This window comes from Scatolibacter rhodanostii (genome assembly GCF_900197595.1).
Taxonomy (GTDB): Bacteria; Bacillota; Clostridia; order Oscillospirales; family Acutalibacteraceae; genus Scatolibacter; species Scatolibacter rhodanostii.
Map to the genome: position 1 here is coordinate 1 of NZ_FZLO01000007.1, position 26,575 is coordinate 26,575.

The following is a 26,575-nucleotide window of genomic DNA, read 5'->3' on the forward strand; positions in this document are numbered from 1 at the left end:
TGTGTAAGCACAGCAATGTGTTTAGCTTGGCAGTACTAATAGGTCGAGGGCTTGACCATAATCCCTTTATTGGATTTCTTTTCCCTTTCTTTTCTTTGCTCCTTTATTCAGTTTTCAGGGTGTATATTATTAAGTGCAAAATATTATGCACCATTAGCTCAGTTGGTAGAGCACCTGACTCTTAATCAGGGTGTCCCGGGTTCGAATCCCTGATGGTGCACCAAACTGATTTTCTGGCTAAGAGCCTTTTTTATATTAAGACTTGGCTCGTTGGTCAAGCGGTTAAGACACTGGCCTCTCACGCCGGTAACGGGGGTTCGATTCCCCCACGAGTCACCAAATAGTTAGATATTCCTCAATAGCTCAGTTGGTAGAGCATGCGGCTGTTAACCGCAGGGTCGTTGGTTCGAGTCCAACTTGGGGAGCCATAATATGGCCGTCGTTTTTAAGCGGCGGCTTTTTTTTTGGACCCTTAGCTCAGTTGGTTAGAGCAACCGGCTCATAACCGGTCGGTCCTGGGTTCGAGTCCCCGAGGGTCCACCAAACAAAAAAAGAACCGCCTAAACATAGTGTTTAGGCGGTTCTTTTTTATCTGTACACGTTTTTTGCATGATTTTTTGATAAACCGCCTTATCAGGTGATTTTTAGGAACCAAACTATTTATATGATATTAAACTTAATAACTTATATTTTAAATTAAAATATTAACAAGCCATACAGCTTCTATTACTTGAAGACTGTATGGCTTGTTTTAGTATAACAATAGTTGCACCAAACTTTTAGGCAAGATTAACTATGCACAGAAAGTAAACATTAATTACTTTTTGCCATAAAAAATATTTTAAACCTCTATTTATTGTTTTTTTAGGGACAAACAAAATTTTTTTATTAAATGACCTAAATTATGGTTGTCAAGAACAAAAACTTTAACAATTTTAACAAAATCAGATAGGTAAACTAGGAATTATAAGCTTAATGGTAAGAAATGGGGCATTTTTTGTCGTTTATAGTAGAAATGAGTAAGCGGTAAATGCGTTGACATCATTGAAAAGCTGTGGTATAATCCATTTCATATTAATATTATAGGTTTAATATGAGTTATTAAGGGGGGTAATGATGTCGAGGTGGCTAGAAGAGGCAAAAAAAGAATATTCTTATACACTTTTACAAAGGAGGCACTTGCACGAAAATCCTGAGCTCACTTCAAGAGAGTTTGAGACAGTAGCGTATATTTGTAAAGAGTTAGAAAATGAAGATATTTTGTATGCTAACATTTTGGATGGCGGCGTTTTAGCTTGGCTTGATGGCAAGCAAAGCGGTCAACATGTCTTATTGAGAGCCGACTGCGACGCACTCCCTATCCTAGAATCCAAACAAAATGAATTATATCCTAAAACTTGTGTTAGCTTGAAAGATGGAATTTCTCATGCTTGTGGGCACGATGCTCATACTGCTATGTTGCTAACGGCAGCAAAAATTCTCAAAAGAGAAACAGACTTTGCAGGGCGGATTTATTTCCTGTTTGAACGAGGAGAAGAAGGCGGGAACTGCATTTATTATGTCATGAAGGAAATTCAGAAAAGAAAGATTCAAATAGATGCTTGCTATGGTTTGCATGTGGATACGGCATTGCCGGTAGGAACAATCGGCTTTCGCAAGGGTATCTTAAATTCTGGAAATGTAAACTTCGAAATCACCTTGGCGGGAAAAACAGGACACGGTTCTCGGCCGGACACAGCTAACAACCCGATTGATTGTTTTTTGGCAATTGGTAACGCACTCAAAGATTTGCGAATGAAATATGTTGCCCCAGACAGCCCTCTGACCTATAATATCGGAAGCGTTCATGCTGGCAATAAGAGAAATATCGTACCGGAATCACTTACTTTTTTAGGAACTGTTCGTTTTCATGATTGGAATTCTGGAATGATTTTTAAAGAAAAAATGAAAAAGATGATTGAAAATATTAGCGCTGCCTATGGCTGTAGAGCTGATTTTGTAGAATTTACAGGCCCCAGTTTTTCAGTATTTAATGAATCCTCTGCAGTAGATATAGCGAAAGAAGCAGTAGAGAATTTGGTTGGAAAAGACCATGTGGTAGAAGTTCCTGTTAGTTTGGGATCAGAAAGTTTTGCTACTCTTTCCGCTTTTTATCCGTCTGCTTTTTTACGCCTCGGCGTGCGAAATGAAGAAAAGGGTATTACTGCATCGGTTCATCAGCCTCAGTTTGATATGGACGAAGAGGCTTTGATAATAGGAGCGGCGCTGCATTGTGAAGTGGCTTTGGTTTATTTAGCGCAAGAAAGGAAATACCCTCAAGAGTTCAAACCATTTGCCGGTACAGCAGATGACTTTTTGCAAAAGACAAATCGTCCTGTGCCGAAACGATATGACAATCAAGAATCAGAAAGGCTTTGAATTTATGGCGAAATATATTCTAAAACGACTGCTCTCTATGGTTGTGGTATTCTTTGGTGTTTCGGTACTGATTTTCACTTTACTTTATTTCACTCCCGGTGATCCGGCCAGAATGATTTTGGGAGATGAAGCGACGGAAGAGCAAATTCTAAAACTGCAAGATGAATTGGGATTAAACGATTCTTACATTGAACAGTATGGACGATTTATCGGCAATGCGCTGAAAGGTGATTTAGGTGTATCTTATGTGACGGGGCGTCCTGTCACGCAAGACATTTTATCAAGATTTCCAACAACCATAAAGTTAGCACTTTTAAGTACATTGGTAGCTGTAATTATCGCTATACCACTCGGTGTACTATCAGCCATTTATCAAAATAAATTAATAGATAATCTATCCCGAATCATTGGCCTTTTTGGTGTTTCTATGCCGCAGTTTTGGCAGGCAATCTTATTGATTATCTTATTCTCCTTGCAGCTTCGATGGCTGCCGGCCAGTGGTTCTTATGGCTGGCAATATTGGATTTTACCATCCTTTACGATTGGTATTCATATGGCGTCAACAATTTTGCGTATCACAAGGGCAAGTATGTTGGATACACTCAAAAATGACTACATCATGACAGCAAGAGCCAAAGGTACTAAAGAGTTTTGGGTAATTACCCGTCATGCCTTAAAAAATGCTTTAATCCCGATTGTAACGGTATTGGGATTGCGTTTTGGCAATGCACTCAGTGGTTCTGTCATTGCTGAATCTATCTTTGCTTTGCCCGGACTCGGAAAGCTGATTGTAGATGCCATTAAGGCAAGAGATTATCCTGTAGTGCAAGCAAGCGTATTTTTGATTTCTATTTCCTACTGCGTCATCAACTTGGCAGTAGATATCTTGTACACATATATCAATCCGCAGATTAAAGAACAGCTGCGCCGCAAATAAGGGGGAAACAATGGAAAGAGTACCTTATGCCAAAGGTCTACTGGAGACTGCTTCACAGACAGAATATAACAAAGACGGTGTTATTCAACGCTTTCTTAAAAATAGATTAGCGGTTGGCGGTATGATCATTATGGTGTTATTTGCCGTTATAGCCGTTTTTGCTCCCCAGATTGCTCCCCATTCATTTGAAGTACAAGATTTAAACAATGTCTTTGCTCCGCCTTCTTCGCAACATTGGTTTGGCACAGACAACTTTGGCAGGGACGTTTTTAGCCGTGTAGTTTATGGAGCTAGAATTTCACTGATTATTGGTTTGATTTCAGTGGGAATTGGTTGTTCAGTTGGAACTATTGCCGGTATCACCGCTGCTTGGTGGGGCAGTGCGGTAGACCGTGTTATCATGAGTATTGTTGATATCATGCAGTCGATTCCGGGTTTGCTGCTGGCCGTTTCACTCTCTGCTGCTATGGGACCCGGTCTTGTCAATGCGATGATTGCTGTAGGAGTGAGTTCTATTCCCATTTATGCAAGAATTGTCAGAGCCAGTGTATTGGATGTGAGAGGACTTGATTTTATTGATGCGGCAATTGTGAGTGGCGCAGGTCCTTTAAGGATTATTAGAAGACACATTTTGCCCAATATTCTTGCTCCCATTGTCATTCAAGCATCAGCGGGTATGGCAGGTGCAATTTTGACAGCCGCAAGTCTTAGTTTCATTGGTTTGGGGGTACAGCCTCCGGCAGCAGAATGGGGCAGTATGATTTCAGCAGGCAGAGCGTATATTCAGAACGCATGGTGGATTGTAACTTTTCCCGGCATGGCGATTATGCTGACTGTTTGTGCACTCAATTTATTGGGTGATGGTTTGAGAGATGCGCTTGATCCTAAAGAAAAATAGAATCATGAAAAAAATTATAGGAAATGAGGTGATTGTATGACAGATGAAAGATGGATTGAGGAGAGCATTGTCAGTGGAACATTTCTTTCTCCTGATGAAAAAATATTGGCTGTGGTTCTAAAGAAAGCAGACATTCAAAAGAACAGTTATGTTTTTTCACTGATTCTATATGAAGTGGGCAGTTGGAATCCCATTCTTTCAGAATATACAATAGAACAACCTCAAATTTGGTGGCTGTCAGAGCAAACACTGCTTGTGAAACAAAAACAAGGTTACACACAGCTTGCTATTAATAGCAGAGAAGAAAATCTTTTTGATTCACCTGCGAAGATTGATAAAGTGATTTTGACAGGTGCACAGAAAACTTTGTTTATTTTAGAAGAAAGCATTCCGCAGGACGAAGATTTCTATACAACCCAGAGCCTCCCTTTTTTAGCAGACGGAAAAGGATATATTCAAAGCTTTCGTTCTCTATGGCAACATAACCATGTTTCAAAGGAATGGAAAAGACTGGTTCCTGAAAATTTTCATATAAAAGATGTTTTGCTAAAAGGCGAAGATGTTTATTTCACAGGATATGAACGGCAAATCGAAAGAGTGGATTTTTTGCATAGCGGTCTTTACCGATTGACGAGTAAAAACGGTTTGGACGAAATTCAGACCCTCATACCGGATGGCGAGTACCGCATTGATACGATTCAAGCAGTGGGAGAAGATATCATTTTGGCGGCGTCAGACATGAAACAATATGGGCAGAATCAAAACCCTTATTTCTATTGTCTGAATCACGAAAACAAACTAAGGCTTATAAATAAAAATGAAGCGAGTGCCACTCACACCGTAGTTCGAGACTGGAAAGGTACGACGCAAAAATTTGTCCATGCAAAAGATGGTATTTGGTTTTTGTCTACCGTGCGAGGCGACGTGTGTATAAAGAAAATCACGCTGGACGGGAAAATTACAGAAGTAATTCATGAAAATGGTGTCATCGATGATTTTGCTGTATTTTCAGATGGCAGTGTGCTGACAGTGGGCGCTCATGACCATCAACTAGATGAGCTGTATTGGTATCACAACGGCAAACGTCAGCAAATTTCGAATTTTCACCATGACTTTTATCAGGAATTCAATCCTGTCAGAGCCAGCGAATACTTTTTTAAAACCAATAATCAAGTGATTGATTATTTTGTAATGCCGCCTCAAAGCCTAGAAGAAAATAAAAAATATCCTGCTATCGTCTCCATTCATGGGGGACATAAAATGGCCTACGGAAAAGATGTTTTGATAATGGATTTTCAGCTTTGGGCCGAAAGGGGATATTTTGTAATTTTCTGCAACCCGAGAGGAAGCGATGGGCAAGACAACGACTTTGCGAATATCATTGGCAAAAATGCGGTGGTTGACACCAAAGACATTTTAAATTCACTTGATTTAGCCATTAAACAATATCCACAGATTGATGAGAAAAGAATCGGACTAATAGGGGGTTCGTATGGTGGATATCTTACAAATTGGCTGATTACCCAAACCAACCGATTTGCGTGTGCGGTTTCAATACGCAGTATCAGTAATCGAATCAGTAAGCAAATGGGGAGTGACACGGGTTTTCGATATCCACTGGTTAGTATAGATAATCGAGTGTGGGCAGATACCAAAGAATTTTGGAAAGCATCGCCTCTTGCCTATGCAGACCGATGTCAGACACCAACACTTTTTATACACGCTGAGGGGGATTTTCGATGTCCCGTTTCAGAAGCAATACAGATGTATACGGCACTAAAACTCAATGCTGTTCAAGCTAAGCTGATTTTGTTTAAGGGAGAAAGTCATGCTTTGGCAGTATCCGGAAAACCGAGGGCCAGACTCAAACACAGCAGAGAGATACGAAATTGGTTTTCAAACTATTTAAACATCTAAAGCAAAAAGCTTTTATGGAGAAATGAAAGAGGAGATTTTATGAAGAAATTAAAGATTCTAGCACTCATACTGGCAGCGACTACGGTGCTTACTGCTTGCAGCAGTACCCAGCCGCAAAAAAGTGAGGCATCATCGTCCGGTTCAGAAGTTTCAGCGACCTCTACCGTAACCAAAAATGCCAGAGATCAGCTGGTTGTAGCGATTGCGAACGAACCCGGCTCACTTGACCCACAGAATGTGGGTGTTGTGTCGGCTTACCAAGTGCAAGAGCAAATGTTTAACACGTTAGTTGAAAGAGATGAAGAGGGTAATTTCCTTCCTTCTTTGGCAGAATCATGGGAACAAATTGATGATACCACGATTCGATTCAAACTGCGTCAAGATGTTCTTTTCCATAATGGTGAAAAGATGACAGCGGAAGATGTACGATACAGCATTCAAAGAGCAACTGAAATTCCACTTTCCGCTTCAATCTTTAAGGGATTTGACGGTGAAGCAACAGCGGTAGTGGACGATTATACAGTTGATGTTAAAACAAAAGAACCTTTTGCAGGCGCTTTGTCTTATCTTGCCACAACAAGAGGATCAATTGTGTCTAAGAAAGCGGCAGAAGAAAAAGGCCTTGATGGTTTTGGCTTAGAGCCAATTGGAACAGGTCCGTTTAAGCTTTCTAAATGGGAATCCGGTGACCGTATTATTTTAGAAAAATTTGATGACTATTGGGGCGATAAAGCCACCTATAAAACCTTGATTGCCAGAATTATTCCTGATGCCAGTGTTCGCTCTATGGAACTTGAGTCAGGTGGCGTAGATTTCTTATTTGATACAAACCCTGCAGACTATGACCGTATTAAAAATAACCCTAACCTTGTAACAGAGGTAGGAACCAGTTTTACTCATGAACTATGGCTTCTCAGCATGACAGCTGAAGAATTTTCTGATATAAAAGTACGTAAAGCCATGTCTTTGGCATTGGATATTCCGGCTATTGTCAAAACAGTTTGGGGAGAATTAGGGGTACCTGCAGATTCAGTTTTTAGCGACAAGGTGTATGGCCATGTCTCTATCGGACCAATCAAACAAGATGTTGAGGAAGCAAAAAAACTTTTGGCAGAAGCTGGCTATCCAAATGGATTTAGTACGGAAATTACCTTTGGTGAAAGCGCTGTGACACAAGCAGCTCTTGAAATTGCACAGCAAATGTGGGCAGCGGTAGGTATTAATGTTACTATCACGCCACTTGACCAAGCAACGTATAAAGACAACAATGCAGCAGGTATAACCCGTTTTGGCAGAAGTAACTTTACAACCTCTACCGGTGACCCAGACCATGCTCTTGCGAACTGGCAGTCTGGCTATAAGGGCGCTTTGAATGCCAACGATGCGCACATTGACGAGTTAATGGCAAAAGGCCGTGCTGAATCAGACGATGCAAAGCGTAAAGAGATTTACAAAGAACTGCAAGAATATTGCTGGAATAGCTATTACTCAATTCCAGTTGTCTTCTCAAAAGTCAGCTATGCTTATACCAATAAAATTACAAACTTTGAATTTGCATCCACGCAACAGCCTAATCTTTCTCAGATTATTTTCAGCGAATAAAATAGACAAGGATAAGACAAGAGGGTTGATAAGACTCTCTTGTCTTAGAAAGGAAGCATAGTAATATGGAGCAACCGTTGCTATCTGTTCAAGACTTGAAAATTACATTTGACACAAAAAACGGGAAAGTTGAGATTATCCGAGGAGTTTCATTTGATTTGAAGCAAGGTGAAACACTGGCTTTGGTGGGAGAATCCGGCTCAGGAAAATCGGTTACGAGCAAAAGTATAATTGGACTTCTTCCCGAAAATGCAGCAGTAACGAGCGGTACAATTCTTTTTCAAGGAGAAGATATCTATCAGAAAAATGCGAAGCAGTGGAGAAAATTCAGGGGAAAATCGATTGGCATGATTTTTCAAGACCCCATGACAGCATTGAATCCCAGTATGCGCATTGAAGCACAGATTACAGAAGCAATTCATAATCACAGCATGACAGATAGAGAATCGGCCAGAGAGAGAGCCTTAGAACTGCTGAATTTAGTTGGCATGCCAGACCCTGAAACTTGTTTGCGAAAATTTCCCTATCAATTTTCAGGTGGTCAGCGCCAACGCTTAGGCATTGCTATCACGTTGGCATGCGAACCCAAAGTTTTGATTGCAGATGAATGTACCACAGCACTTGATACGACTATTCAGGCACAAATTTTAGATTTACTGAAAGAAATTCAAGAGAAAACAGGCACGGCTATTCTGTTTATAACCCACGATTTAGGCGTTGTGGCGAACATTGCTGACCGTGTGGCGGTTATGTATGCCGGCAAAGTGGTCGAAATCGGTACAGCCGAAGAGGTTTTCTACAATCCTCAGCACCCTTATACTTGGGGACTATTAGAAGCTATGCCGACCACCAAAACTTCGCAAGAACAACTTTTCACCATTCCCGGCTCTCCGCCCAATTTGATAAGAAAAATTGTCGGGGATCCGTTTGCTCCTCGCAATTACTATGCTTTAGATAGAGATGCGCAGGAAGAACCGCCTTTATTTGAGGTGACAGATACGCATAAAGCAGCCACTTGGCTCTTATCAGCGGGAGCGCCTAAAGTAGAACCGCCGCCTGAAATTGCAAGGCGACACAAAATTTATCAAAATTTATTACAGATGAAATCACTGGGCAGCTCTACTTTGTAGAAAAAGAATGTTTGCTAATGTGAAAGAGAGAAAGGACTTTATCATGAGCCAAGCCATATTGACCGTGGAACATTTATCCCATGTGTATAACCGATATACAGCAAAACCGCTCAAGGCAGTAGATGATTTGAGCTTTCATATTGAAGAGGGCGAAACTTTCGGCTTGGTGGGAGAGTCTGGCTGCGGAAAATCGACAACAGGAAAAGCTATTTTGCAACTGCAAAAGCCAACACATGGTGATATTCAATTAAGAGGGAAATCGATTTTCAACTTAAAAACTAAGGAACAAAAAGCGGCCTATCGCAAATCTATTCAAATGATTTTTCAAGACCCCTATTCTTCACTTAATCCCAAGTTGACGGTAGAAAATATTGTCGGTGAAAGCATGGAAGTTTTTTCACTAGTCAAAAATCGTGAAGAAAAGCGAGAAAAAATCACTGAACTTTTGGAACTGGTGGGCCTAGAAAAATCGTATATAGATCGTTATCCTCATGAGTTTTCGGGCGGACAACGACAAAGAATTGGCATCGCCAGGGCGCTTGCTGTAACACCTGAATTGATTGTGTGTGACGAGCCGATTTCATCACTAGATGTTTCAGTGCAAGCACAGATTGTTAACCTGCTGAAAGAACTGCAAAGCATCAAAAAATTGAGTTATTTGTTCATTGCCCATGATTTATCCATGGTAAAATACATTAGCCGCCGCATTGGGGTGATGTATCGGGGCAAGCTGGTTGAGCTGGCGACATCCGAAGAGCTGTATGAAAACCCCCTTCACCCTTATACAAAAAGCTTGCTTTCAACCATACCAGTACCCGAGCCATTGGTGGAAAGAAAGCGACAGGCGATTGCCTATACTCCTCAAACATGGGAGGGCAGAAACTTGGAGCTTAGAGAGGTTTCAGCAGATCATTTTGTATTGTGCGATGAAAGCGGAGGATATTGAGTTTATGCATACCTTAGCAATAGCAAAACAAGTGGTAGGGTCAAACCCACTCACAGATGTTTCTGCTGTAGAAGCGGCAAAAATTGGTTTGCTGGATTATATTGCCTCCTCTTTGATGGCGCAAAATGAAGAAGAACTAAAGATATTGCAATCCGTTTATGGTGTGAAACTGAAAGATGGGATTTGCACAGCTTTACAAACCGAGCAGACAGAAAGTACAAGAGCAGTTTGCAATGGTTTTCGTGCCCATTTATTGGATATTGACGATGTACATGGTGATGTTAGAGGACACCCGGGAGCAGTTATTTTATCGGCTCTTTTGGCGGCAGCAACACCGCAGACTTCGGGAGAAATATTTCTGGCCGCCTACATCATTGGTGTAGAAGTCATGGCAAGATTGGGCGAAGCATTAAACCCTGAGCATTATCTAAAAGGCTGGCACAATACATTCACGCTTGGCACGGTGGGAGCTGCCGCTGCTTTATCTCGTTTATTTGAGTTGAATGCTGAACAGACAGCACAGGCAATGGGGGCGGCAGCAACGCAGTCAGCGGGACTTCGTGCTCAGTTTGGAAGTTCTGTCAAAGCTATGCACATCGGTTTTGCCGCCAGAAACGCACTCGAAGCAGTTCGTTTAATTCAGGCGGGACTGAATGGTGAAAAAGAGGCTTTGTTCAAGAAGTTTGGTTTTTTTGAAGTTTACGGAGCAGCGGTCGCTATAGAAGAAAAGCTTCGAGAGAGGTATGAAGCACCGTTCAAAAAAGAATGGGAGAAGAGCTGGAAAATCAGCAATCCCGGACTTTGGTTGAAAAAATATCCCTTTTGTTCAGCGGCTTTGCCTGCAGCAGATGCGGCTTTGGCACTGAGAAGCCGGCGTACCTATAAAAAGCAGGATATCAAGAAAATTGAGATTGGCTTTTTTGCGGGCAAAGATTCGGCTCTTTATGCGAGAAATCCGAAAACCGCAGAAGAGGGAAGATTTTCGCCTGAATACATCATATGGCTTGGTTTACTGGGAATTCCCTACAGCATAGAGAACTTTTCAACCAAACCTTTAAGGAAAGAAATACAAGAGGATTTGAAAAGAATCACCCGTTTTCAGATAGAAGACTCAAACTGTCAACCTTATACGCAGGTTAAGGTATTTTGCCAAGACGGTTCGTGTGACATTGAATCAGTCAGCTGTCCGAAGGGTTCTCCACAAAATCCTCTTTCATTGGCAGATGAAATGGAAAAGCTGGCTTTTTCAGTGCCTGACGAAGCACAAAGAAGTAGGTTGGTTTCAGCGGTTATGAATTTAGAAAAAACAACAATTGACGAGTTACTGGTGAAAATCAGCGGCGAGCAGATGAATAGATAGAAAAGGGGAATCACGATGGGTTCACATGTAATGGATTTAACAATGCTCAAAAATAATTTTGGCACCGAAAAAATGCGTTTGGTTTGGGATGATAAAGCTCGCATGAGTGCGCAGTTACAAGTAGAAGCCGCTTTAGCAAAAGCAGAAGCAGATTTAGGACTAATCTCCAAAGAAGCAGCAGAAAAAATTGTGGCGGCTTCGGACGTGGAATTGTATAATATCGAAGAAATTGCAGCGGCAGCGGCGGCTTCAAAACACTCTCTTATGGCAACCATTTCTGCCCTACAGGTACAATCAGGGAATGCAGGGGAATTTGTGCATTATGGCGCTACCACGCAGGACATTGTGGACACAGGTATGATGCTGCAGCTAAAGAAAGCCTATAATTATATTACGGAAGATGTTAATACAGTGATTGTGACACTGGCTAAAATGGCGAAAAAATATCAGTCTGTTCCCATGGTGGGACGTACTCACGCCATGCATGCTTTGCCGATTACCTTTGGCTATAAGCTTGCGGTTTGGCTTGACGAATTTGGCCGTCACCGTGAGCGTTTGGAACAGCTCAAAGATCGTGTTTTTACGGGCAGTATGAGCGGTGCAGTGGGAACATACGCTTCTTTTGGTCCTTTAGGCAGTGAAGTAGAAAAAAAGACGATGGAATATCTTGGCTTGCATGCACCGAACATTTGCTGGCAGTCAGCACGTGACCGATTTGCAGAATATGCCTCTGTGTTGGCTTCCATTTCTGCCACGATGGGTAAAACCGGAAATGAATTTTATAATTTAATGCGCACTGAAATTGGTGAGATTGAAGAACAGTTTACCAAAGGTAAAATTGGTTCTTCCACCATGCCGCACAAGCGTAACCCAGCCGCAATTGAAGGACTTGCCAGCTTAACACCAGCGGTTCTGCAAAGTGTAGGTTTGATTTATCAATCAGCTCATATGGAGCATGAGCGTGACGCTATGGCTTGGCGTTTAGAGTGGATTGCTCTGCCAGAGATGAACACCTATGTTTCGTACCAGTTGGTTGCACTCAAAGCCATTTTAGACGGAATTACTGTCAATAAAGAAAAGATGTATGAGAATCTCAACTTGCAGTATGGCTTGCTTCTATCTGAAAAAGTTATGTTTGAAGTGGGCGAAAAGCTTGGCAAACAGACGGCTCATCATGTCGTTTATGAGGCTTCAATGAAATCCTATGAAGAAAAACGCAGCTTTGGTGAGGTTCTTTTAGAGCAAAGCGAAATTGCCGAATATTTTGATAGAGAAACCGTAGAAAGCTGGCTAGTGCCTGAAAAATATACTGGACTTGCCGAGCAAAAGGTTGATGAAGTAATTCAGGCGTTGACGAAAAAAGGATATTTAACAGCGCAGGACAATGGCTAAGGAGAGCGAGAACAATGAACGAATTTCGCATATTAACAGAAGAAGATGCGGACAGTTGGTATGATGTTTTGCATAAAGGATATGTGCCGCTTCAAGGTATGAATATTTCTTTTGAGGCAATCGATGCTCCAAAAAAACAGGCTTTGACATGGTTTGCGGCACATCCAGTTTACGGTTTTTTTGCGGACGGACAGCTTGTGTCAGCAATTACCCTGCGTATGCCGTGGGGGCCTTTGCCCGGACCTGATAAGGTTCCGCATATTGGCTGGTTTGTGACAGACCCTGCTTTTCAGGGAAAAGGATATGCCAAACAGCTTTTGGCAGAGCTAGAAGAAAAAGTGCTCAAAAAACAGCTGAAAACACCTTTTTATACTTTGGGAACAGCAGAGGAACACCCTTGGCTAGTTGAAATGTATGAAAGTATGGGGTTTAAAGTAACAAAGACGGTTCAGCTGAATGGAAAGAAACATCACACTGTTTTTATGAAAAAAGAATTGGCTGAATAGTCAATTAAGGTGAAAATAAAGAGGGTAAATATGAAGATAGCAGAAGTGAAGTCACTTTTGGTCAATCGCTATTTATTTGTAGAGATTACGACCGATACAGGCATTAAAGGGGTTGGCGAATCAGGCGCATGGGGTTTTTTAGATGCCTCTAAAGAAGCCATTGATTTGTTTGGCGAATATCTCGTTGGAAAAGACCCGTTGCAGATCGAACACCACTGGCAATATCTCTATCGCTGCTGGCATTTCAGAGGAGCAGCAATAATGGGCGCACTTAGTGCTGTGGATATTGCACTTTGGGATATTGCAGGAAAGTACCACGATGCCCCTGTTTATGAGCTATTGGGAGGCAAGGTGAGAGATAAGGCCAGGGTTTATTATCATGTGGGCGGCCGCAACTTAGAAGAAGTGGTTGCCAACTTGAAAGAAGCCAAAGAAGAGGGATTCAATGCCGTCGGACATCTTTCTCCCTTTTTAGACAGCTCTCGTTCTGTACCCTATTTTGAACCATATAGCAAAAAGATTGGCGATGCAGTCGACAATGTCTATGCCTTTCGTGAAGCGGTTGGCAGAGATGTGGATTTGTGTCTTGAATTGCACCGCCGATTGAATCCGGCAGAGGCAATCAGCTTTTCTAAGCAGATTGAGAGCGCATTGCCCATGTTTTTAGAAGACCCCACAACGCCGGATAACTTTGATTCGACTGCCTTGATTGCGGCAAAAACCAATATTCCGATTGCAACGGGAGAGCGGTTCAACTCCTTGCAAGATTTTGCCATGCTGATGAAGCGTGACGGTGTTGCTTATATTCGCCCTGATGTTTGTATGGTGGGCGGTATTACAGCCGCAAAGAAAATTGCGGCACTGGCAGAAGCAATGGACGTTTTGGTTGTTCCGCATAGTCCGCTTAGCCCCGTATCAACAGCGGCTTGTCTGCAAATTTCGGCGGTTATCCCCAATTTTTCTTTGTTTGAATATACAGGAGATGATAAACCGGCACTTTCTGAACGATATGGCTCTACCGGTGTGGAAAAAGGCGTGCGGAAGAAAGATGTAGTCAGCCGTACTTTTGCTTGCAAAGATGGATTTATGGAACTACCTGACATAGCGGGCCTTGGCATTTGCTTAGCTGAAAATGCCGCTGAAAAATATCCCTATTCCAAACGATATATGCAGACAAGGGTATCGGTGGATGGTTCGGTTATTGACCAATAAAAGAAATAACATTTTAAAAAACTAGAGTTTATTGATTCATAGATATATAATGAATAAGAGAACGCATTGTAAAGGAGCGTGAAGAAATGAAAGAAGAGTTCTATCAAGAATTGGTGGCTATACGCCATAAGATACACAGTCGACCCGAGCTTTCTTGGCAAGAGGTAGAAACGACTGATTTTATCAAAAAAAATCTAATAAGCTGGGGGATTGAGATTTTAGAAACACCGCTGAAAACAGGCGTAATTGCTCAAATTGGTCAACCTGAAAAAGGAAAAATCATCGCCTTGCGTGCTGACATCGACGCACTCCCGATTGAGGAACAAACAGGGTTGCCATATGCCTCTGAAAAAAGAGGAACTATGCACGCCTGCGGACACGATTTTCATACCACCGCTCTTTTGGGTGCGGCATATGAGCTCAAACAGCGTGAAGATAGCCTAAACGGAGCCGTAAGGTTGGTTTTTCAGCCAGCCGAAGAAGTTGAGTTTGGCTCTCGTGACGTGGTAAAAGCGGGACATCTTGATGGGGTTTCTGCTATTTTAGGATTCCACAACCACCCGGCTTATCCTGTGGGCACAATTGCTCTCAAATCAGGCGGAATCATGGCGGCAGTTGACCATTTTGTTGTATCGGTTGCAGGTGTGGGCGGTCATGCCGCAGAACCACATTTAGCTGTGGATACAATTGTCGCAATCAGTGCTTTAATTGCACAACTGCAAACGGTTGTATCACGCAACGTCAGTGCCAGAGAAGAAGCTGTGTTGAGTGTCACGCAGGTGCACGCCGGCAACACATGGAATGTTTTACCCAATAATGGTTTTTTTGAGGGCACGATTCGCACCTTTGATGCAGATACACGCAGTCAGATTAAACAGCGTTTTGAAGAGATTGTAGATAACCTATCAAAAGCACTTAGGGTGAATAGCAAGATTGAATGGCTAGACGGTCCTGGTGTCACGTTCAATGACAAAACATTGACTGAAAAGGTAGTTGAAAATAGCAAAAGCTTTGCAAACGTTGTAGAAGCACTTGCTTCTCATGGCGGCGAAGATTTTTCCACATATAGTCATATTCTTCCCGGTGTATTCGCTTTTGTCGGCTCAAATGGGGATGAAAATGCACCCGGTTGGCACCATAGTAGTTTTGTGGTACGGGATGAGGCTTTGCCTACGGCTGTTCAATATTATGTAAACAATGCGATTATGCTCGTAAATGAATAACACTAAAATAGATTTCTTAAAAAAGATTGGACTTTTGCAAAGAAGAGTTCAATCTTTTTTTTGTTGACACACCTCCTCGTTCATCCTATAAGAAATTGATGTATTAGTCCAAAGAAATAGCTGTTAAAAATAAATTAAATTATGGTTGACTCTCACATTGTGGTATACTTTATACTAAATTATGAGCTCAAGAAAACACATATGTGAGGGTACAATTATGCTGAAAATAGGAGATTTTTCAAAGCTGTCAAGAATTAGCATACGAATGCTGCGCCATTATGACGAAATTGGACTGCTGGTTCCCAAAAGAGTGGACGACTTTACTGCATACCGCCATTATGGAGAAGAGCAGCTCATGACGGCAGGGCGAATCACCGCTCTAAAAGAAATGGGATTTAGCCTCTCTGTCATCAAAGAAATTTTGCAAAGCTATGATAATCCAGAAGCTTTGGCAGAATTTCTGGCTGTGAAGCGAGCTGAGATAACAGCAGAATCAGAAGAAATTGCTCGTCGTATGCGACTGCTTGAAAGCACAATCCAACGACTGAGAGAGGATGAAACAATCATGAAATATAATGTAGTTTTAAAAGAATTTCCCGAAAGAAAAGTAGTAAGCGTGAGAAAGGTAATACCGTCTTATAACCAAGAGGGCATGCTGTGGGGCATTTTGATGCAAGAAACAGGTCCGCTGAATGTTCAAGATGCCAACACCTGTTATGCAAGTGCTGTCTTTCATGATACTGATTACAAAGAAGAAAATGTTGATGTTGAGGTGCAAAAAACCATAAAAGGGACGTATCAAAACACAGAAAATGTTGTGTTTAAAACGGAACCTGCTGTGGTGGTGGCTTCTGCTACCTGCAAAGGCAGCTATGAGCAAATGGGTGCGATTAATCAGGCTGTGGCAAATTGGGTGACAGACAATGGCTATGAGTTTGATGGTCCTATGTTTAACATCTACCATGTCAGCCCGCACGAAACACAAAATCCGGATGAATATATCACAGAAGTTTGCTACCCTGTCAAAAAGAAATAAGGGTTAAAAACAAGGATTGCTATAAAAAACCACCTGGTTTAAACAGGTGGTTTTTTTATGCGCAGTACCTAAAAATAAAAACAAAACAAAATAAGTAGAAAAAAGAACAAAACTTACATTGCCAAAAATAGACATTTTATTATATAATAAGACTAATTAATAATAAAAAAGAAAAATTCTGTATAAAATGCAAAAGGAGAATGGAAATGCAGCTGTCAAAAAAACAAGAAGGCAATCAGCTAACGGTATCAATAGAAGGCCGCATTGACACCACAACAGCTCCCCAATTAGAGGGTGAGCTAAAACATGCTGTGACAGATGAAGTTGAAAAGCTGGTTTTTGATTTCTCAAAGGTGGAGTATATGTCATCGGCAGGGATTCGTGTGATTATGTCAGCAGAAAAAGTCATGCGCCGGCAAGGTGGTATGGTTGTAAGACATGTCAATGAAGATATCATGGATATTTTTGAAATGACGGGCTTGGTTGATATTCTGACAATTGAATGATAAAACAGGGGGCAGAGAATGTTCACAGAGATATTAGATTGGAACAGAGCGGCTAGCGATGCGTTAGATTTTTTACTGACAAGCGGTTTCTGTATTTCTATATTAGAAGTTACATTAGGCGCTAAAACAGATAGGTATAAGAGATTTTTAAAGTGGACTATGGTAATTGCTGTTATGCAATTGGCTTTATTTTCAGTCACCTTAGGCATGAATGCCATTGATGTCTATATTAAAACAACTATGCCTGAATTTTGGGTTAATACCTCTGCGCTGCGACTGATGGTGACCATTCTATATGTTCTTTTCAATTCGCTTGTCATGCTTTTTCCTACTCTTTTATCGTTTTGGGGCAGTGTATGGATTTATCCGCAGCAAAAATCAGCCAAGATTTTTACGGCTGTTTTAGCGGGGCTTGTCGTGTCGATTATATCTTCGTACATTAGCCAGTTGTTTCTGTTGCCTTTTTACGGTGAGAGTGTAGACGGTGTCATAAAAGCTATGCCTTCGCTTTGGATTATTGTATTATCAATGATTTTGTGTATGTTGGCAGTTTTCCTGCTCTATCAAAAACTTTGTTGTCACCGACTCAAAAAAATGGTCGAAACAGCTGATGGCAGAATCGACAGTTTTATCCGAATTCCTGTGTTCTCAAGCGTTCTCTTTGCTCTTTTGATTTCAACACTGAGTACATTTGGTATTGGGCCTGCCTCTGTCAGCTGGATGGATACGACTATTTATGTAGTAGTTTTTGTTTGCTTGATTTCGGCCTATATATTAATGTATTGGTCCATTTTTAGGGGAATGTCACTTTCAGCGGAAGCGGCAAAAAATAAGGCAGAGTTAGATGTGGCAAAAAATATTCAGGCGTCTGTGCTGCCTCGTACCTTTCCGGCTTTTCCGGAGAGAAAAGAATTTAATATTTATGCGATGATGGAGCCGGCAAAAGAAGTTGGCGGTGACTTCTATGATTTTTTCTTTGTTGACGAAAATCATCTCGCCATTGTGATAGCCGATGTTTCAGGAAAAGGTGTTCCGGCGGCGCTTTTTATGATGACAGCCAGAACACTGCTTAAAAATCTGACACTGACTGGCAAACAGCCTGAAGAAGTATTGTTTGAAGCAAACAACCATCTCTGTGAAAATAATGAAGCTGAAATGTTTGTCACCGCTTGGCTTGGTGTGTTGCAAATTGACAATGGAAAGCTCTGCTTTGCCAACGCTGGGCATAACCCTCCATTGCTGAAAAGAGCAAAACAAGATTACGTCTATCTGGATTACAAGACGTATAAACGAAGTATTATGCTGGGTATGAGAGAAGATATTGTCTATTGCTGCAATGAAATCTTTCTAAAAAAAGAAGATATACTGCTTTTATATACTGATGGCGTGACAGAAGCCTGTGATAAGAAAGGCGATTTATTCGGAGAGGAAAAGTTAAAGTCCTTTGTCGATAAAACACAAGGAAACAACCTGGAAGAGCTTTTACAGACTATGAAAGCAGAACTTGATAAGTTTATGATGGGAGTAGAGCAATCTGATGATATCACGATGCTGGCACTTAGAGTGGACGCACTATCTGAGATTTTGGAAACAAAAGTATCAGCCGAGCAAACCGCGGTGGTATCAGATTTTATAGAACAGGTTCTGGAGAATAGCAATTGTCCTGTGCCCATTCTTCGACGTGTTTTAGTGGCCGCCGATGAAATTTTCTCCAACATTGTGCAATACAGCAGTGCTGATTCAGCTGTCATTCGTTGCTTGGTGAATGACGAAGAAGTCTGCATTTCTTTTGAAGATAACGGAAAAGCATACAATCCCTTAGAGAGGGAAGAACCCGATATCACAGCACCGTTGGAGGAAAGAAATATTGGCGGGCTGGGAATTCTTGTCGTTAAAAAGAGCATGGATATCGTGGAATATGCCTATTCTGAAGGGAAAAATAGGCTGACGGTTAAAAAGAAAAGATGAGAAAGGTAGCGGTAGAATAGATGGATAAGCCGATTTTTAGAGAAAAAAGCTTACAGAAAATATCCTCGCCAGATGAACTGAGTCAGTATATCAAGGTAGCTTCACCTGGCGTTTGGCTCATCCTGTTTTTTGTTTTAACAATGCTGGTTGCCCTCATCATTTGGTGCTTTTTTGGAGAACTACCCACTACCATTACTACGATGGGGTATGCCAAGAATGGGGAAATTGTCTGTTATCTTTCGCCTAAACAGGCAGAGGAGATAACAGACAGGGTGTCTGTTTCAATTGGAGAATCTAAAGGAGAATTGATTTCCGTTTCAGAAACGCCTCTTTCACAAGCAGAAATAGCATTGAAATATTCAGAAGATTATATCGTTGACACATTGGCGGCACAAGAATGGAATCTAGAAATCAAAATACTAGCAAATGGCGTAAAAGATGGACTTCATGAAATTATTTTAACAACAGAAACAGTTCGACCTATTTCTTTTTTGCTGAATTAAGGAGTCGATATGGTGGCAGTCCAGCGCAAGATAAAAATTAAAACAGAAAAAATAAAAGTACCGATGATTATGCAAATGGAAGCTTTAGAGTGCGGAGCTGCCTGTTTAGCGATGATATTGGGCTACTTTGGAAAATGGCTTCCGCTGGAGCAAGTGAGGAAAGACTGTGGTGTTTCTCGTGACGGTTCAAAGGCACTAAATATTTTAAAAGCAGCAAGAAATTATCAGCTTTTGGCAAAAGGCTATCGATATGAGCCTGAAGAGTTGAGGCGTGCGGGTAAATTTCCTTGCATCCTTCACTGGAATCTAAATCATTTTGTAGTGCTTTGCGGGTTCAAAGGCAAATACGCCTATCTGAATGACCCTGCTCTGGGTAGTATTAAAGTAAGTATGCAAAAGTTTGATGAATGCTTTACCGGTATTTGCCTGCAATTTGATATCACAGAGGATTTTCAGAAAGAGGGTAAACCATATTCTGTTGTGCCGTTTGTTAAAGAGAGCTTACGTGGAGCAAAAGATGCTTTTGCCTTTGTCTTGCTGACAGCTGTACTGGGTGTTTTAATGGGACTTTTATTTCCGGGCTTTTCACGAATTTTAATGGATCGACTGCTAACTGAGAAAAAACCGGATTGGCTCGTTTATTTTTTGGCAAGTTTTTTAGCACTTGCTGCAATTCAGATTATAGTGCTGATGATTCGTGCTGTGTATAGCTTGAAAATGGAAGGCAAGATTGCCATAACCGCCAACGCAGCTTTTTTATGGCATGTATTCTGTCTGCCTATGGAATTTTTTTCGCAGCGGATGGCGGGAGATATTCAGGAGCGTGCTTCTTCTAACGAAAAAAGCATAGCTACGCTCATCTATCAAGTTGCTCCTTTGCTTCTTGATTTTGGCTTGTTATTAATTTATCTGTTTATTATGGTTAGATACAGTGTTCTCTTAACGGGTGTGGTTGTTGTGTCAATGACACTGCATTTGCTTTTGGCAAGAGTAATTTCGGCCAGGCGTGTCAATATCACAAGGGCACAGCAGCGGGATAAAGGCAAACTGGCAAGTGTTACGATTTCAGGCATTGAAATGATTGAGACTATCAAAGCCAGTGGAGCAGAGCAAAGCTTTTTTAAACGATGGTCCGGCTATCGTGCCGCTGTGAATGCAGCGGATGTACGATATATGGGACTGAATCAATATTTAGGCGCATTGCCAACTGTTATTTTATCAATCATGAATGCACTGGTTTTATTTTTAGGTGCGCTCCTGATGATCAGAGGGGAATTTACCATTGGTATGATTCTAGCATTTCAAGCTTTTGTTACGGCTTTTAGTGCGCCAGCCAAACGTTTGGTAGAAGCAGGGCAGAGTATACAAGAAATGCGCACGGATATAGAACGCATAGAAGATGTCAGAAAATACCCAACTGACGTTATTTATCATAAACAAGAGGCAAAACAAAAGACATCTTACCAAAAGCTTTCAGGTAATTTAATGATTGAGAGAGTAACTTTTGGGTATTCAAAGTTAGAAAAACCTTTGATAGAAGAATTTAGCCTATCTTTAAAAAGCGGAAACAGTGTGGCTGTCGTGGGAGCTTCTGGTTGTGGAAAATCTACATTAGCCAAGCTTATTGCAGGTCTTTATCAGCCATGGGAAGGTAGCATTTTATTTGATGGAAACCATATACAAGAAATCTCTCGTGAAATTTTCACCGGTTCGGTGGCGGTTGTCGACCAAGATATTATTTTGTTTGAAGACACAATTTCAGCCAATATCAAGATGTGGGATAGTTCCATTGAAGATTATGAGATGATTTTGGCGGCCCGTGATGCACAGCTTCATGAAGAAATCATAAAGCGTGAGGGTGGATACAGGGCGAAGCTTTTAGAGGGTGGTAAGAATCTTTCCGGAGGCGAACGCCAGAGATTGGAAATTGCCAGAGTGTTGGCAGGCGACCCGACATTGGTAATTATGGACGAGGCAACCAGTGCCCTTGATGCACAGACCGAATATGAAGTGGTAAAAGCGATTCGCAACAGAGGTATAACCTGTGTAATGATTGCCCATAGGCTATCAGCAATTCGTGATTGCGATGAAATTATTGTTATGGATAAAGGTAGCATTGTGGGACGAGGGACGCATAAGGAACTGTATCAAAGCAACAAATATTACAAAGCATTGGTATCGAATGAATGAGAGGGTGAAGCGGTTATGGGCTGGTTTGATGAGCAAATTAAAGAACGAATCAAGAGTGACGATAACCGTTTTGCAGAGGCATTTGCAGAGCTGTCATCTGCTGTAACAGGCAAAAGCGTCTTTCATGAATTTGACAAAGATGGTTTGCAGAAAAATAGAGATGCGATTCGCCAAATTTTGCAATATTATCAAATTAAAGAAATAGAGACAGATCAAAAATTTCGAGATGTGCAAGAGCAGCTTTCTTATTATTTAGACCCCCATGGCATTTTGTACCGAGAAGTTTCATTAGAAGAAACTTGGTATCAAGATGGAATTTTGCCTATGATTGGCAGAAACCAAACAGGTGAACCAATGGCATTCATTGCTAAAAGGGGTGGCGGCTATCAGATTAGAGAGGAGAATAGCCGAAAATGGATTGATGTTACCAGAAAACTGGCAGATCAAATTGACAAGCAAGCCATTTGCTTTTATCGTGCTTTGCCATCAAAGGGAATGAGCAGCAAAGAGTTTTTGACTTTTTTATTTAAAACTCTTTCTGTCATGGATATTGTAATGATGGGTACCGCAACGCTAGTTGTAATGATTTTAGGGTTGGTTTTTCCTTTCATAAACAATACTATCTTTAACGGAGTTGTTCCCACTGGACAAGCCATGACGTTACTACCTGTCTTTGTTATTTTTCTTTGTGCGATTATGGGTTCAGCAGCGATAGATATGCTAAAAGCCTTTGTGAAAAGCAGAGTAATGATTCAGTTGAAAATAACGGCAGAGTCAGCTGTCATGATGAAAATTCTATCATTGCCGACAGCATTTTTTAAACGGTACAGTGCCGGTGAGCTCGCAGAGCGAATTGGCATTGCACAAAAATTATGTGAACGCTTAACGGATTTTCTTCTTACATCGGTCTTTTCTGTTGTATTTTCTTTGGTTTATCTCGTGCAGATTTTTAGTTTTTTTCCCGATTTGACATTAGTAACTTTTCTGATTTTGCTTGCTCAATTTTTGCTTGCTATTATTTCGATGTATCTGCGAATGAATTTGCAAAAGAAATATATGCCTTTTGCGGCCAGACAAAGCGGACTTGAATTTTCGCTACTATCAGGGGTGCAAAAATTAAAGTTAGCAGGTGCCGAAAAGCGGGCTATGGCAAAATGGGCAAATTCGTTTAAAGATATCGCAAAGCTACGCTATAACCCACCCATGTTTCTTAAATTACATACGGTACTGCCAGTTGCGGTTAGCTTGGTGGGCATGGCATTACTCTACTATCTTTCTGTAAAAACTCGTATGGAACCCGCAGGATATATGGTTTTTTATGCTGCCTATAGCACCGTAAATGCTGCTTTTCTCTCGTTTTCTGAATCAGCGTTTCTTTTTGCAGATGTTCCTTCTATGCTGGAAATGATAGAACCGATTTTAACGACAGCTCCAGAAGTTTCTTCCGAAAAAAAGGCGGTAACCAGGCTGACAGGCTCGATTGAACTTAATAATGTATCCTTCCGCTATCAAGAAAATATGCCGTTTGTCCTAAACGACTTATCTGTAAAGATTCGTGCAGGTCAGTACATAGCAATAGTAGGAAAAACGGGATGTGGTAAATCAACGTTACTTCGGCTTTTACTGGGACTGGAAACAGCCAATCGTGGAGCAATCTATTATGACGGAAGAGATATTTCTTCCTTAAACTTAAAATCGCTAAGGCAAAAGATAGGGGTGGTTTTACAGGACGGTAAGCTGTTTCAAGGGGATATTTACGCTAACATTGCGGTATCTTCTCCATGGCTTACGATGGAAGAAGCATGGCAAGCAGCAGAGCTTGCCGGTGTAGCCGAAGATATTCAAGCAATGCCAATGGGAATGCGTACACTGATTTCTGAAGGAAGCGGAGGGATTTCAGGCGGACAGCGTCAGAGAATTATGATAGCTAGAGCAATTGCCTCAAAGCCAAGATTATTGCTGTTTGATGAAGCCACCAGTGCTTTAGACAACTTGACGCAAAAAACGGTATCCGATTCTTTGGCAAAGTTAAAATGTACCAGAATTGTTATTGCACACAGACTCTCAACCATTCAGGCGTGTGATCGCATTCTTGTTTTGGATAAGGGAGAGATAGTAGAGGATGGCTATTACGAAGAATTGATACAAAAAAATGGGCTTTTTGCAGAGCTTGCGGAAAGACAGAGAATAAAAAACTAACATTGTAGAACTTTTTATCTCGATATTAAAATAATAAAAGGGAGATTTATATGAGTATTAAAGATTTTGTACAAAACCTGACAGAAGAGCAAAAATCGCAGTTTGAGAAGCTCTCTAAAGCAGAAGAAAGGTTAGCATTTGCTAAGCAGCTAGGCTTTGACTTAGACGAGGAATCTTTACTTTCTGTTTTAAAGGAATTGCCGGATCAAGATTTGGAGAATGTGTCGGGAGGGCGTAAGATTGCACGCCCTGACATTCGCATGCCAACTCTAGATTAAAGAGAATGCGAAGTCATTCGCAGAAACACGGCTTTCATACAAATACAGTTTAAAATGAAAGGAGAAATGGATATGAATAGACAAGATTTTATTCAGAAATTGACAGAGGAACAAAAGATGGAGTTCGGCAAGCTCTCTACGGCAGAAGAAATTTTAAATTTTGCCAAACAATTAGGTTTTGACTTAGATGAAAAAGAAATATTGTCAGCATTAAATGAATTATCAGATCAAAACTTAGATGAAGTTTCTGGCGGAGTAAGTCACTATACGTTTCACCCATTTGGTGACAAAAAGAAATTTATCTAATGGTACAAGACGAAATATTACTTCAAAATAAAGAAGGGCGGAAAATTATGACTAAAAATGAATTCTATGAGCAATTGGACGCAGAGCAGAAAAAGACTTTAAATACGTTCACAAAAGCAGAAGAAATACAAGCTTTTGCAAGCAATCTTAAACTTACTTTAGATGCACAGGTAGCTTTAGAAATTGCAAGTGAATTGCCAGATGAACTATTAGAAGACGTCAGCGGAGGCTTTTCAACACGTGGTCTGATAGGTAACAATAGCTATGAATAAGAGTAAAAACTAGTTGTAAAATAGATTCAAAAATACTGACTGTCTTTTCAACAAAAGGCAGTCAATATTTTAATGGTATGCAATTGAATGCACGTGAAAATTAGGAAGCAAGCCAATAAACACTCTTATATAGAAAAATAAAGATAAAATTGTAAGTCCAAAAATATCTGACAGCAAAAAGCCCCCCGTAAGAAATGTAAAATCTTACGAGGGGGTTTTTATAACAAGATAATGTCAAAAGATTATTCGATTGTTAATCCCGCACTAGCATATCCAGTTATAGTGGAGGCTACTGCAAGTGAAGGCGGTTCAATGAAGAACATCAGCAACAAGCGATCACCAGCTGTAACGGGAATATTCAAAGCTGCACTGCCTGTGGCGATATCGCCTAAGGAAATTCCAATTCCAGGGAAAGAAGGAGCCAAGATAACTTGACTAGAAGGTATGGAATAGAAAGTATTTGTAGAAGGGCTTGGTGAGACATATAACAGCGCGTGTATAGCATAGTTGCCAATGCCTACACCAACAGCAGCTGTAACGCTAAAGAATGCTTGTAGAGAAGTAATGGTTCCATTTCTGGGAATAGAAAAAGCATAGTTTAAATTAGCGCCTAAAGCGGTACCTTCAAGGTTAATGGTAGAATCAAATGCCTCTAAACCAGGAGCGTTAGAACCAAATCCGATGAAGCTGGGTAAACCAGCTAAACCTCCTGCCAAAGAAGTCATAGTAATAGGTGTACCTGATGAGAATGGAATAATAGAGCCAGCACCTGAACCCGTAGGTCCGGTTATTCCAATTCCGGTAGGACCAGTTACGCCGGTAGGGCCAGTAGCGCCAGTTGGACCAGTGACCCCGGTAGGACCAGTTACGCCGGTTGCGCCTGCAGCACCAGTAGGACCTGCAACACCGGTGGGTCCGGTTGCGCCAGCAAGACCAGTGGGGCCTGCAATACCAGTAGCTCCGGTAGCTCCGGTGGGACCAGCAATACCTGTAGGTCCTTGTAAACCTGTGGGTCCAGTGACACCGGTAGCACCAGTAGCGCCTGTTGCACCGGTAGAACCGCCGTCAGGTCCTGTAAGTCCCATTGGGCCAGTAGGTCCAGTGACACCAGTGGGGCCAGTAATTCCATTGGGACCAGTTGTACCTGTAGATCCAGTAGCACCAGTAGGGCCGGTTGCACCTCCACTAGGGCCTGTTGCGCCAGTAGGACCAGTGGCTCCGGTATCACCTTCAAGAGAGTCTAACCATTGTGCAAGTGTACCTGTAAAGCCTTGTGATACGGCCAATTCATAAGCACTTAGGCCAGTAGAACCCTGTGGGCCCTGAATTCCTTGTGGTCCGGGAATTCCTTGTGGTCCTGTTGCACCGGTAGGCCCTGTTGCTCCTATAATATAGCAAGGTTGCGGGGGAGTTGGACAGCATGGACGGCGTGGGTAAGTGGGAGAAATAGAACCGTCTGTGCATTGATAGCAATTACTTTTTTGAGAATCAAAAGAAGTATTTTCTTTTCCATTAAAATAATTCATAGTATATTCCTTTCTTAAAGTCTATTTTTTAAGAAATGATTGAAAAGTATAAGAGAGCTTGTTTGTTTTTTAGGGGATAGTCAATAAGACGTAACCTATAACAGTGTATGTTGTTTTTTGTTTTAGGTTCTAAATGAGAGTAAAATATTTATTTAGAGGCATACACAAGATTCAGCATTGCAGAATAGAACCAGAAGTTGACAAATTTTAAAGATAAGGATAAAATAACCTAAATGCAATTCATTTGCAT

22 protein-coding genes and 4 tRNA genes are annotated in these 26,575 nt (G+C 41.3%); 25 read left to right on the forward strand and 1 reads right to left on the reverse strand.

Annotated features, from left to right (window positions below):
* Positions 1-147: 147 nt before the first annotated feature.
* From CS931_RS11695 to CS931_RS11815, 25 genes are all read left to right on the forward strand, one after another.
* Positions 148-223 (forward strand) — tRNA-Lys (locus tag CS931_RS11695).
* Positions 224-264: 41 nt separating this feature from the next.
* Positions 265-339 (forward strand) — tRNA-Glu (locus CS931_RS11700).
* Positions 340-352: 13 nt separating this feature from the next.
* A tRNA-Asn gene (locus CS931_RS11705) sits at positions 353-428 on the forward strand.
* Between the two features lie 38 nt (positions 429-466).
* Positions 467-543, forward strand: a tRNA-Ile gene (locus tag CS931_RS11710).
* 570 nt (positions 544-1,113) lie between these two features.
* Positions 1,114-2,418: a M20 metallopeptidase family protein gene (locus CS931_RS11715; RefSeq protein WP_099206074.1), complete on the forward strand. Its 1,305-nt coding sequence runs from the start codon at positions 1,114-1,116 to the stop codon at positions 2,416-2,418.
* Between the two features lie 4 nt (positions 2,419-2,422).
* Positions 2,423-3,355, forward strand: a complete 933-nt coding sequence (gene nikB, locus CS931_RS11720; RefSeq protein ID WP_099206075.1) for a nickel ABC transporter permease — start codon at positions 2,423-2,425, stop codon at positions 3,353-3,355.
* A 10-nt stretch (positions 3,356-3,365) separates the two neighbouring features.
* Complete coding sequence (locus CS931_RS11725) at positions 3,366-4,253, forward strand: ABC transporter permease (protein ID WP_099206076.1); 888 nt, start codon at positions 3,366-3,368, stop codon at positions 4,251-4,253.
* A 36-nt stretch (positions 4,254-4,289) separates the two neighbouring features.
* The gene (locus tag CS931_RS11730) at positions 4,290-6,170 is read left to right on the forward strand and encodes an alpha/beta hydrolase family protein (RefSeq protein ID WP_099206077.1); all 1,881 of its coding nucleotides are present in this window, start codon (positions 4,290-4,292) and stop codon (positions 6,168-6,170) included.
* A 39-nt stretch (positions 6,171-6,209) separates the two neighbouring features.
* Positions 6,210-7,772: an ABC transporter substrate-binding protein gene (locus tag CS931_RS11735; RefSeq protein ID WP_099206078.1), complete on the forward strand. Its 1,563-nt coding sequence runs from the start codon at positions 6,210-6,212 to the stop codon at positions 7,770-7,772.
* Between the two features lie 65 nt (positions 7,773-7,837).
* On the forward strand, positions 7,838-8,902 hold the full coding sequence (locus CS931_RS11740) for an ABC transporter ATP-binding protein (RefSeq protein WP_099206079.1): 1,065 nt from the start codon (positions 7,838-7,840) through the stop codon (positions 8,900-8,902).
* Between the two features lie 40 nt (positions 8,903-8,942).
* The gene (locus CS931_RS11745; RefSeq protein WP_370738194.1) at positions 8,943-9,848 is read left to right on the forward strand and encodes an ABC transporter ATP-binding protein; all 906 of its coding nucleotides are present in this window, start codon (positions 8,943-8,945) and stop codon (positions 9,846-9,848) included.
* 4 nt (positions 9,849-9,852) lie between these two features.
* Entirely contained in the window at positions 9,853-11,208 is a 1,356-nt protein-coding gene (locus CS931_RS11750) for an MmgE/PrpD family protein (RefSeq protein ID WP_159459829.1), read from the forward strand.
* Positions 11,209-11,223: 15 nt separating this feature from the next.
* Positions 11,224-12,600 (forward strand): adenylosuccinate lyase, encoded by a 1,377-nt coding sequence (purB, locus tag CS931_RS11755; protein WP_099206082.1) that lies wholly within the window; start codon positions 11,224-11,226, stop codon positions 12,598-12,600.
* A 14-nt stretch (positions 12,601-12,614) separates the two neighbouring features.
* A complete protein-coding gene (locus tag CS931_RS11760) occupies positions 12,615-13,106 on the forward strand; it encodes a GNAT family N-acetyltransferase (RefSeq protein ID WP_099206083.1) in 492 nt (163 codons plus the stop codon).
* A gap of 30 nt (positions 13,107-13,136) precedes the next feature.
* Positions 13,137-14,318, forward strand: coding sequence for a mandelate racemase/muconate lactonizing enzyme family protein (locus tag CS931_RS11765; RefSeq protein ID WP_099206084.1), 1,182 nt, complete (start codon positions 13,137-13,139; stop codon positions 14,316-14,318).
* Positions 14,319-14,404: 86 nt separating this feature from the next.
* A complete protein-coding gene (locus CS931_RS11770; RefSeq protein WP_099206085.1) occupies positions 14,405-15,541 on the forward strand; it encodes an amidohydrolase in 1,137 nt (378 codons plus the stop codon).
* Between the two features lie 217 nt (positions 15,542-15,758).
* On the forward strand, positions 15,759-16,577 hold the full coding sequence (locus tag CS931_RS11775) for a MerR family transcriptional regulator (protein ID WP_099206086.1): 819 nt from the start codon (positions 15,759-15,761) through the stop codon (positions 16,575-16,577).
* Between the two features lie 206 nt (positions 16,578-16,783).
* A complete protein-coding gene (locus CS931_RS11780) occupies positions 16,784-17,083 on the forward strand; it encodes an STAS domain-containing protein (RefSeq protein WP_099206087.1) in 300 nt (99 codons plus the stop codon).
* An 18-nt stretch (positions 17,084-17,101) separates the two neighbouring features.
* The gene (locus tag CS931_RS11785) at positions 17,102-19,051 is read left to right on the forward strand and encodes an ATP-binding SpoIIE family protein phosphatase (RefSeq protein WP_099206088.1); all 1,950 of its coding nucleotides are present in this window, start codon (positions 17,102-17,104) and stop codon (positions 19,049-19,051) included.
* A 20-nt stretch (positions 19,052-19,071) separates the two neighbouring features.
* Complete coding sequence (locus CS931_RS11790; RefSeq protein WP_099206089.1) at positions 19,072-19,554, forward strand: hypothetical protein; 483 nt, start codon at positions 19,072-19,074, stop codon at positions 19,552-19,554.
* Between the two features lie 9 nt (positions 19,555-19,563).
* Positions 19,564-21,744, forward strand: coding sequence for an NHLP family bacteriocin export ABC transporter peptidase/permease/ATPase subunit (locus CS931_RS11795; protein WP_099206090.1), 2,181 nt, complete (start codon positions 19,564-19,566; stop codon positions 21,742-21,744).
* A gap of 15 nt (positions 21,745-21,759) precedes the next feature.
* Positions 21,760-23,943, forward strand: a complete 2,184-nt coding sequence (locus CS931_RS11800) for an ATP-binding cassette domain-containing protein (RefSeq protein ID WP_099206091.1) — start codon at positions 21,760-21,762, stop codon at positions 23,941-23,943.
* Between the two features lie 50 nt (positions 23,944-23,993).
* Positions 23,994-24,221: a Nif11-like leader peptide family RiPP precursor gene (locus CS931_RS11805; RefSeq protein ID WP_099206092.1), complete on the forward strand. Its 228-nt coding sequence runs from the start codon at positions 23,994-23,996 to the stop codon at positions 24,219-24,221.
* A 72-nt stretch (positions 24,222-24,293) separates the two neighbouring features.
* Positions 24,294-24,527 (forward strand): Nif11-like leader peptide family RiPP precursor, encoded by a 234-nt coding sequence (locus CS931_RS11810; protein WP_159459830.1) that lies wholly within the window; start codon positions 24,294-24,296, stop codon positions 24,525-24,527.
* Between the two features lie 47 nt (positions 24,528-24,574).
* Entirely contained in the window at positions 24,575-24,799 is a 225-nt protein-coding gene (locus tag CS931_RS11815) for a hypothetical protein (protein ID WP_143826255.1), read from the forward strand.
* Positions 24,800-25,041: 242 nt separating this feature from the next.
* Here the strand turns inward: CS931_RS11815 and CS931_RS13100 are convergent, their stop codons facing one another.
* On the reverse strand, positions 25,042-26,325 hold the full coding sequence (locus tag CS931_RS13100; protein ID WP_099206095.1) for an exosporium glycoprotein BclB-related protein: 1,284 nt from the start codon (positions 26,323-26,325) through the stop codon (positions 25,042-25,044).
* Positions 26,326-26,575 lie beyond the last annotated feature (250 nt).

What these genes read in the sequence shown, in the direction of transcription:
- purB (WP_099206082.1), top strand. Translation starts at nt 11,224, where the DNA reads ATGGGTTCACATGTAATGGATTTAACAATGCTCAAAAATAATTTTGGC.
- CS931_RS11735 (WP_099206078.1), top strand. Translation starts at nt 6,210, where the DNA reads ATGAAGAAATTAAAGATTCTAGCACTCATACTGGCAGCGACTACGGTG.
- CS931_RS11795 (WP_099206090.1), top strand. Translation starts at nt 19,564, where the DNA reads ATGGTGGCAGTCCAGCGCAAGATAAAAATTAAAACAGAAAAAATAAAA.
- CS931_RS11815 (WP_143826255.1), top strand. Translation starts at nt 24,575, where the DNA reads ATGACTAAAAATGAATTCTATGAGCAATTGGACGCAGAGCAGAAAAAG.
- CS931_RS13100 (WP_099206095.1), bottom strand. Translation starts at nt 26,325, where the DNA reads ATGAATTATTTTAATGGAAAAGAAAATACTTCTTTTGATTCTCAAAAA.
- CS931_RS11725 (WP_099206076.1), top strand. Translation starts at nt 3,366, where the DNA reads ATGGAAAGAGTACCTTATGCCAAAGGTCTACTGGAGACTGCTTCACAG.
- CS931_RS11750 (WP_159459829.1), top strand. Translation starts at nt 9,853, where the DNA reads ATGCATACCTTAGCAATAGCAAAACAAGTGGTAGGGTCAAACCCACTC.
- CS931_RS11800 (WP_099206091.1), top strand. Translation starts at nt 21,760, where the DNA reads ATGGGCTGGTTTGATGAGCAAATTAAAGAACGAATCAAGAGTGACGAT.
- CS931_RS11780 (WP_099206087.1), top strand. Translation starts at nt 16,784, where the DNA reads ATGCAGCTGTCAAAAAAACAAGAAGGCAATCAGCTAACGGTATCAATA.
- CS931_RS11765 (WP_099206084.1), top strand. Translation starts at nt 13,137, where the DNA reads ATGAAGATAGCAGAAGTGAAGTCACTTTTGGTCAATCGCTATTTATTT.
- CS931_RS11805 (WP_099206092.1), top strand. Translation starts at nt 23,994, where the DNA reads ATGAGTATTAAAGATTTTGTACAAAACCTGACAGAAGAGCAAAAATCG.
- CS931_RS11770 (WP_099206085.1), top strand. Translation starts at nt 14,405, where the DNA reads ATGAAAGAAGAGTTCTATCAAGAATTGGTGGCTATACGCCATAAGATA.
- CS931_RS11775 (WP_099206086.1), top strand. Translation starts at nt 15,759, where the DNA reads ATGCTGAAAATAGGAGATTTTTCAAAGCTGTCAAGAATTAGCATACGA.
- nikB (WP_099206075.1), top strand. Translation starts at nt 2,423, where the DNA reads ATGGCGAAATATATTCTAAAACGACTGCTCTCTATGGTTGTGGTATTC.
- CS931_RS11740 (WP_099206079.1), top strand. Translation starts at nt 7,838, where the DNA reads ATGGAGCAACCGTTGCTATCTGTTCAAGACTTGAAAATTACATTTGAC.
- CS931_RS11790 (WP_099206089.1), top strand. Translation starts at nt 19,072, where the DNA reads ATGGATAAGCCGATTTTTAGAGAAAAAAGCTTACAGAAAATATCCTCG.
- CS931_RS11730 (WP_099206077.1), top strand. Translation starts at nt 4,290, where the DNA reads ATGACAGATGAAAGATGGATTGAGGAGAGCATTGTCAGTGGAACATTT.
- CS931_RS11810 (WP_159459830.1), top strand. Translation starts at nt 24,294, where the DNA reads ATGAATAGACAAGATTTTATTCAGAAATTGACAGAGGAACAAAAGATG.
- CS931_RS11715 (WP_099206074.1), top strand. Translation starts at nt 1,114, where the DNA reads ATGATGTCGAGGTGGCTAGAAGAGGCAAAAAAAGAATATTCTTATACA.
- CS931_RS11760 (WP_099206083.1), top strand. Translation starts at nt 12,615, where the DNA reads ATGAACGAATTTCGCATATTAACAGAAGAAGATGCGGACAGTTGGTAT.
- CS931_RS11785 (WP_099206088.1), top strand. Translation starts at nt 17,102, where the DNA reads ATGTTCACAGAGATATTAGATTGGAACAGAGCGGCTAGCGATGCGTTA.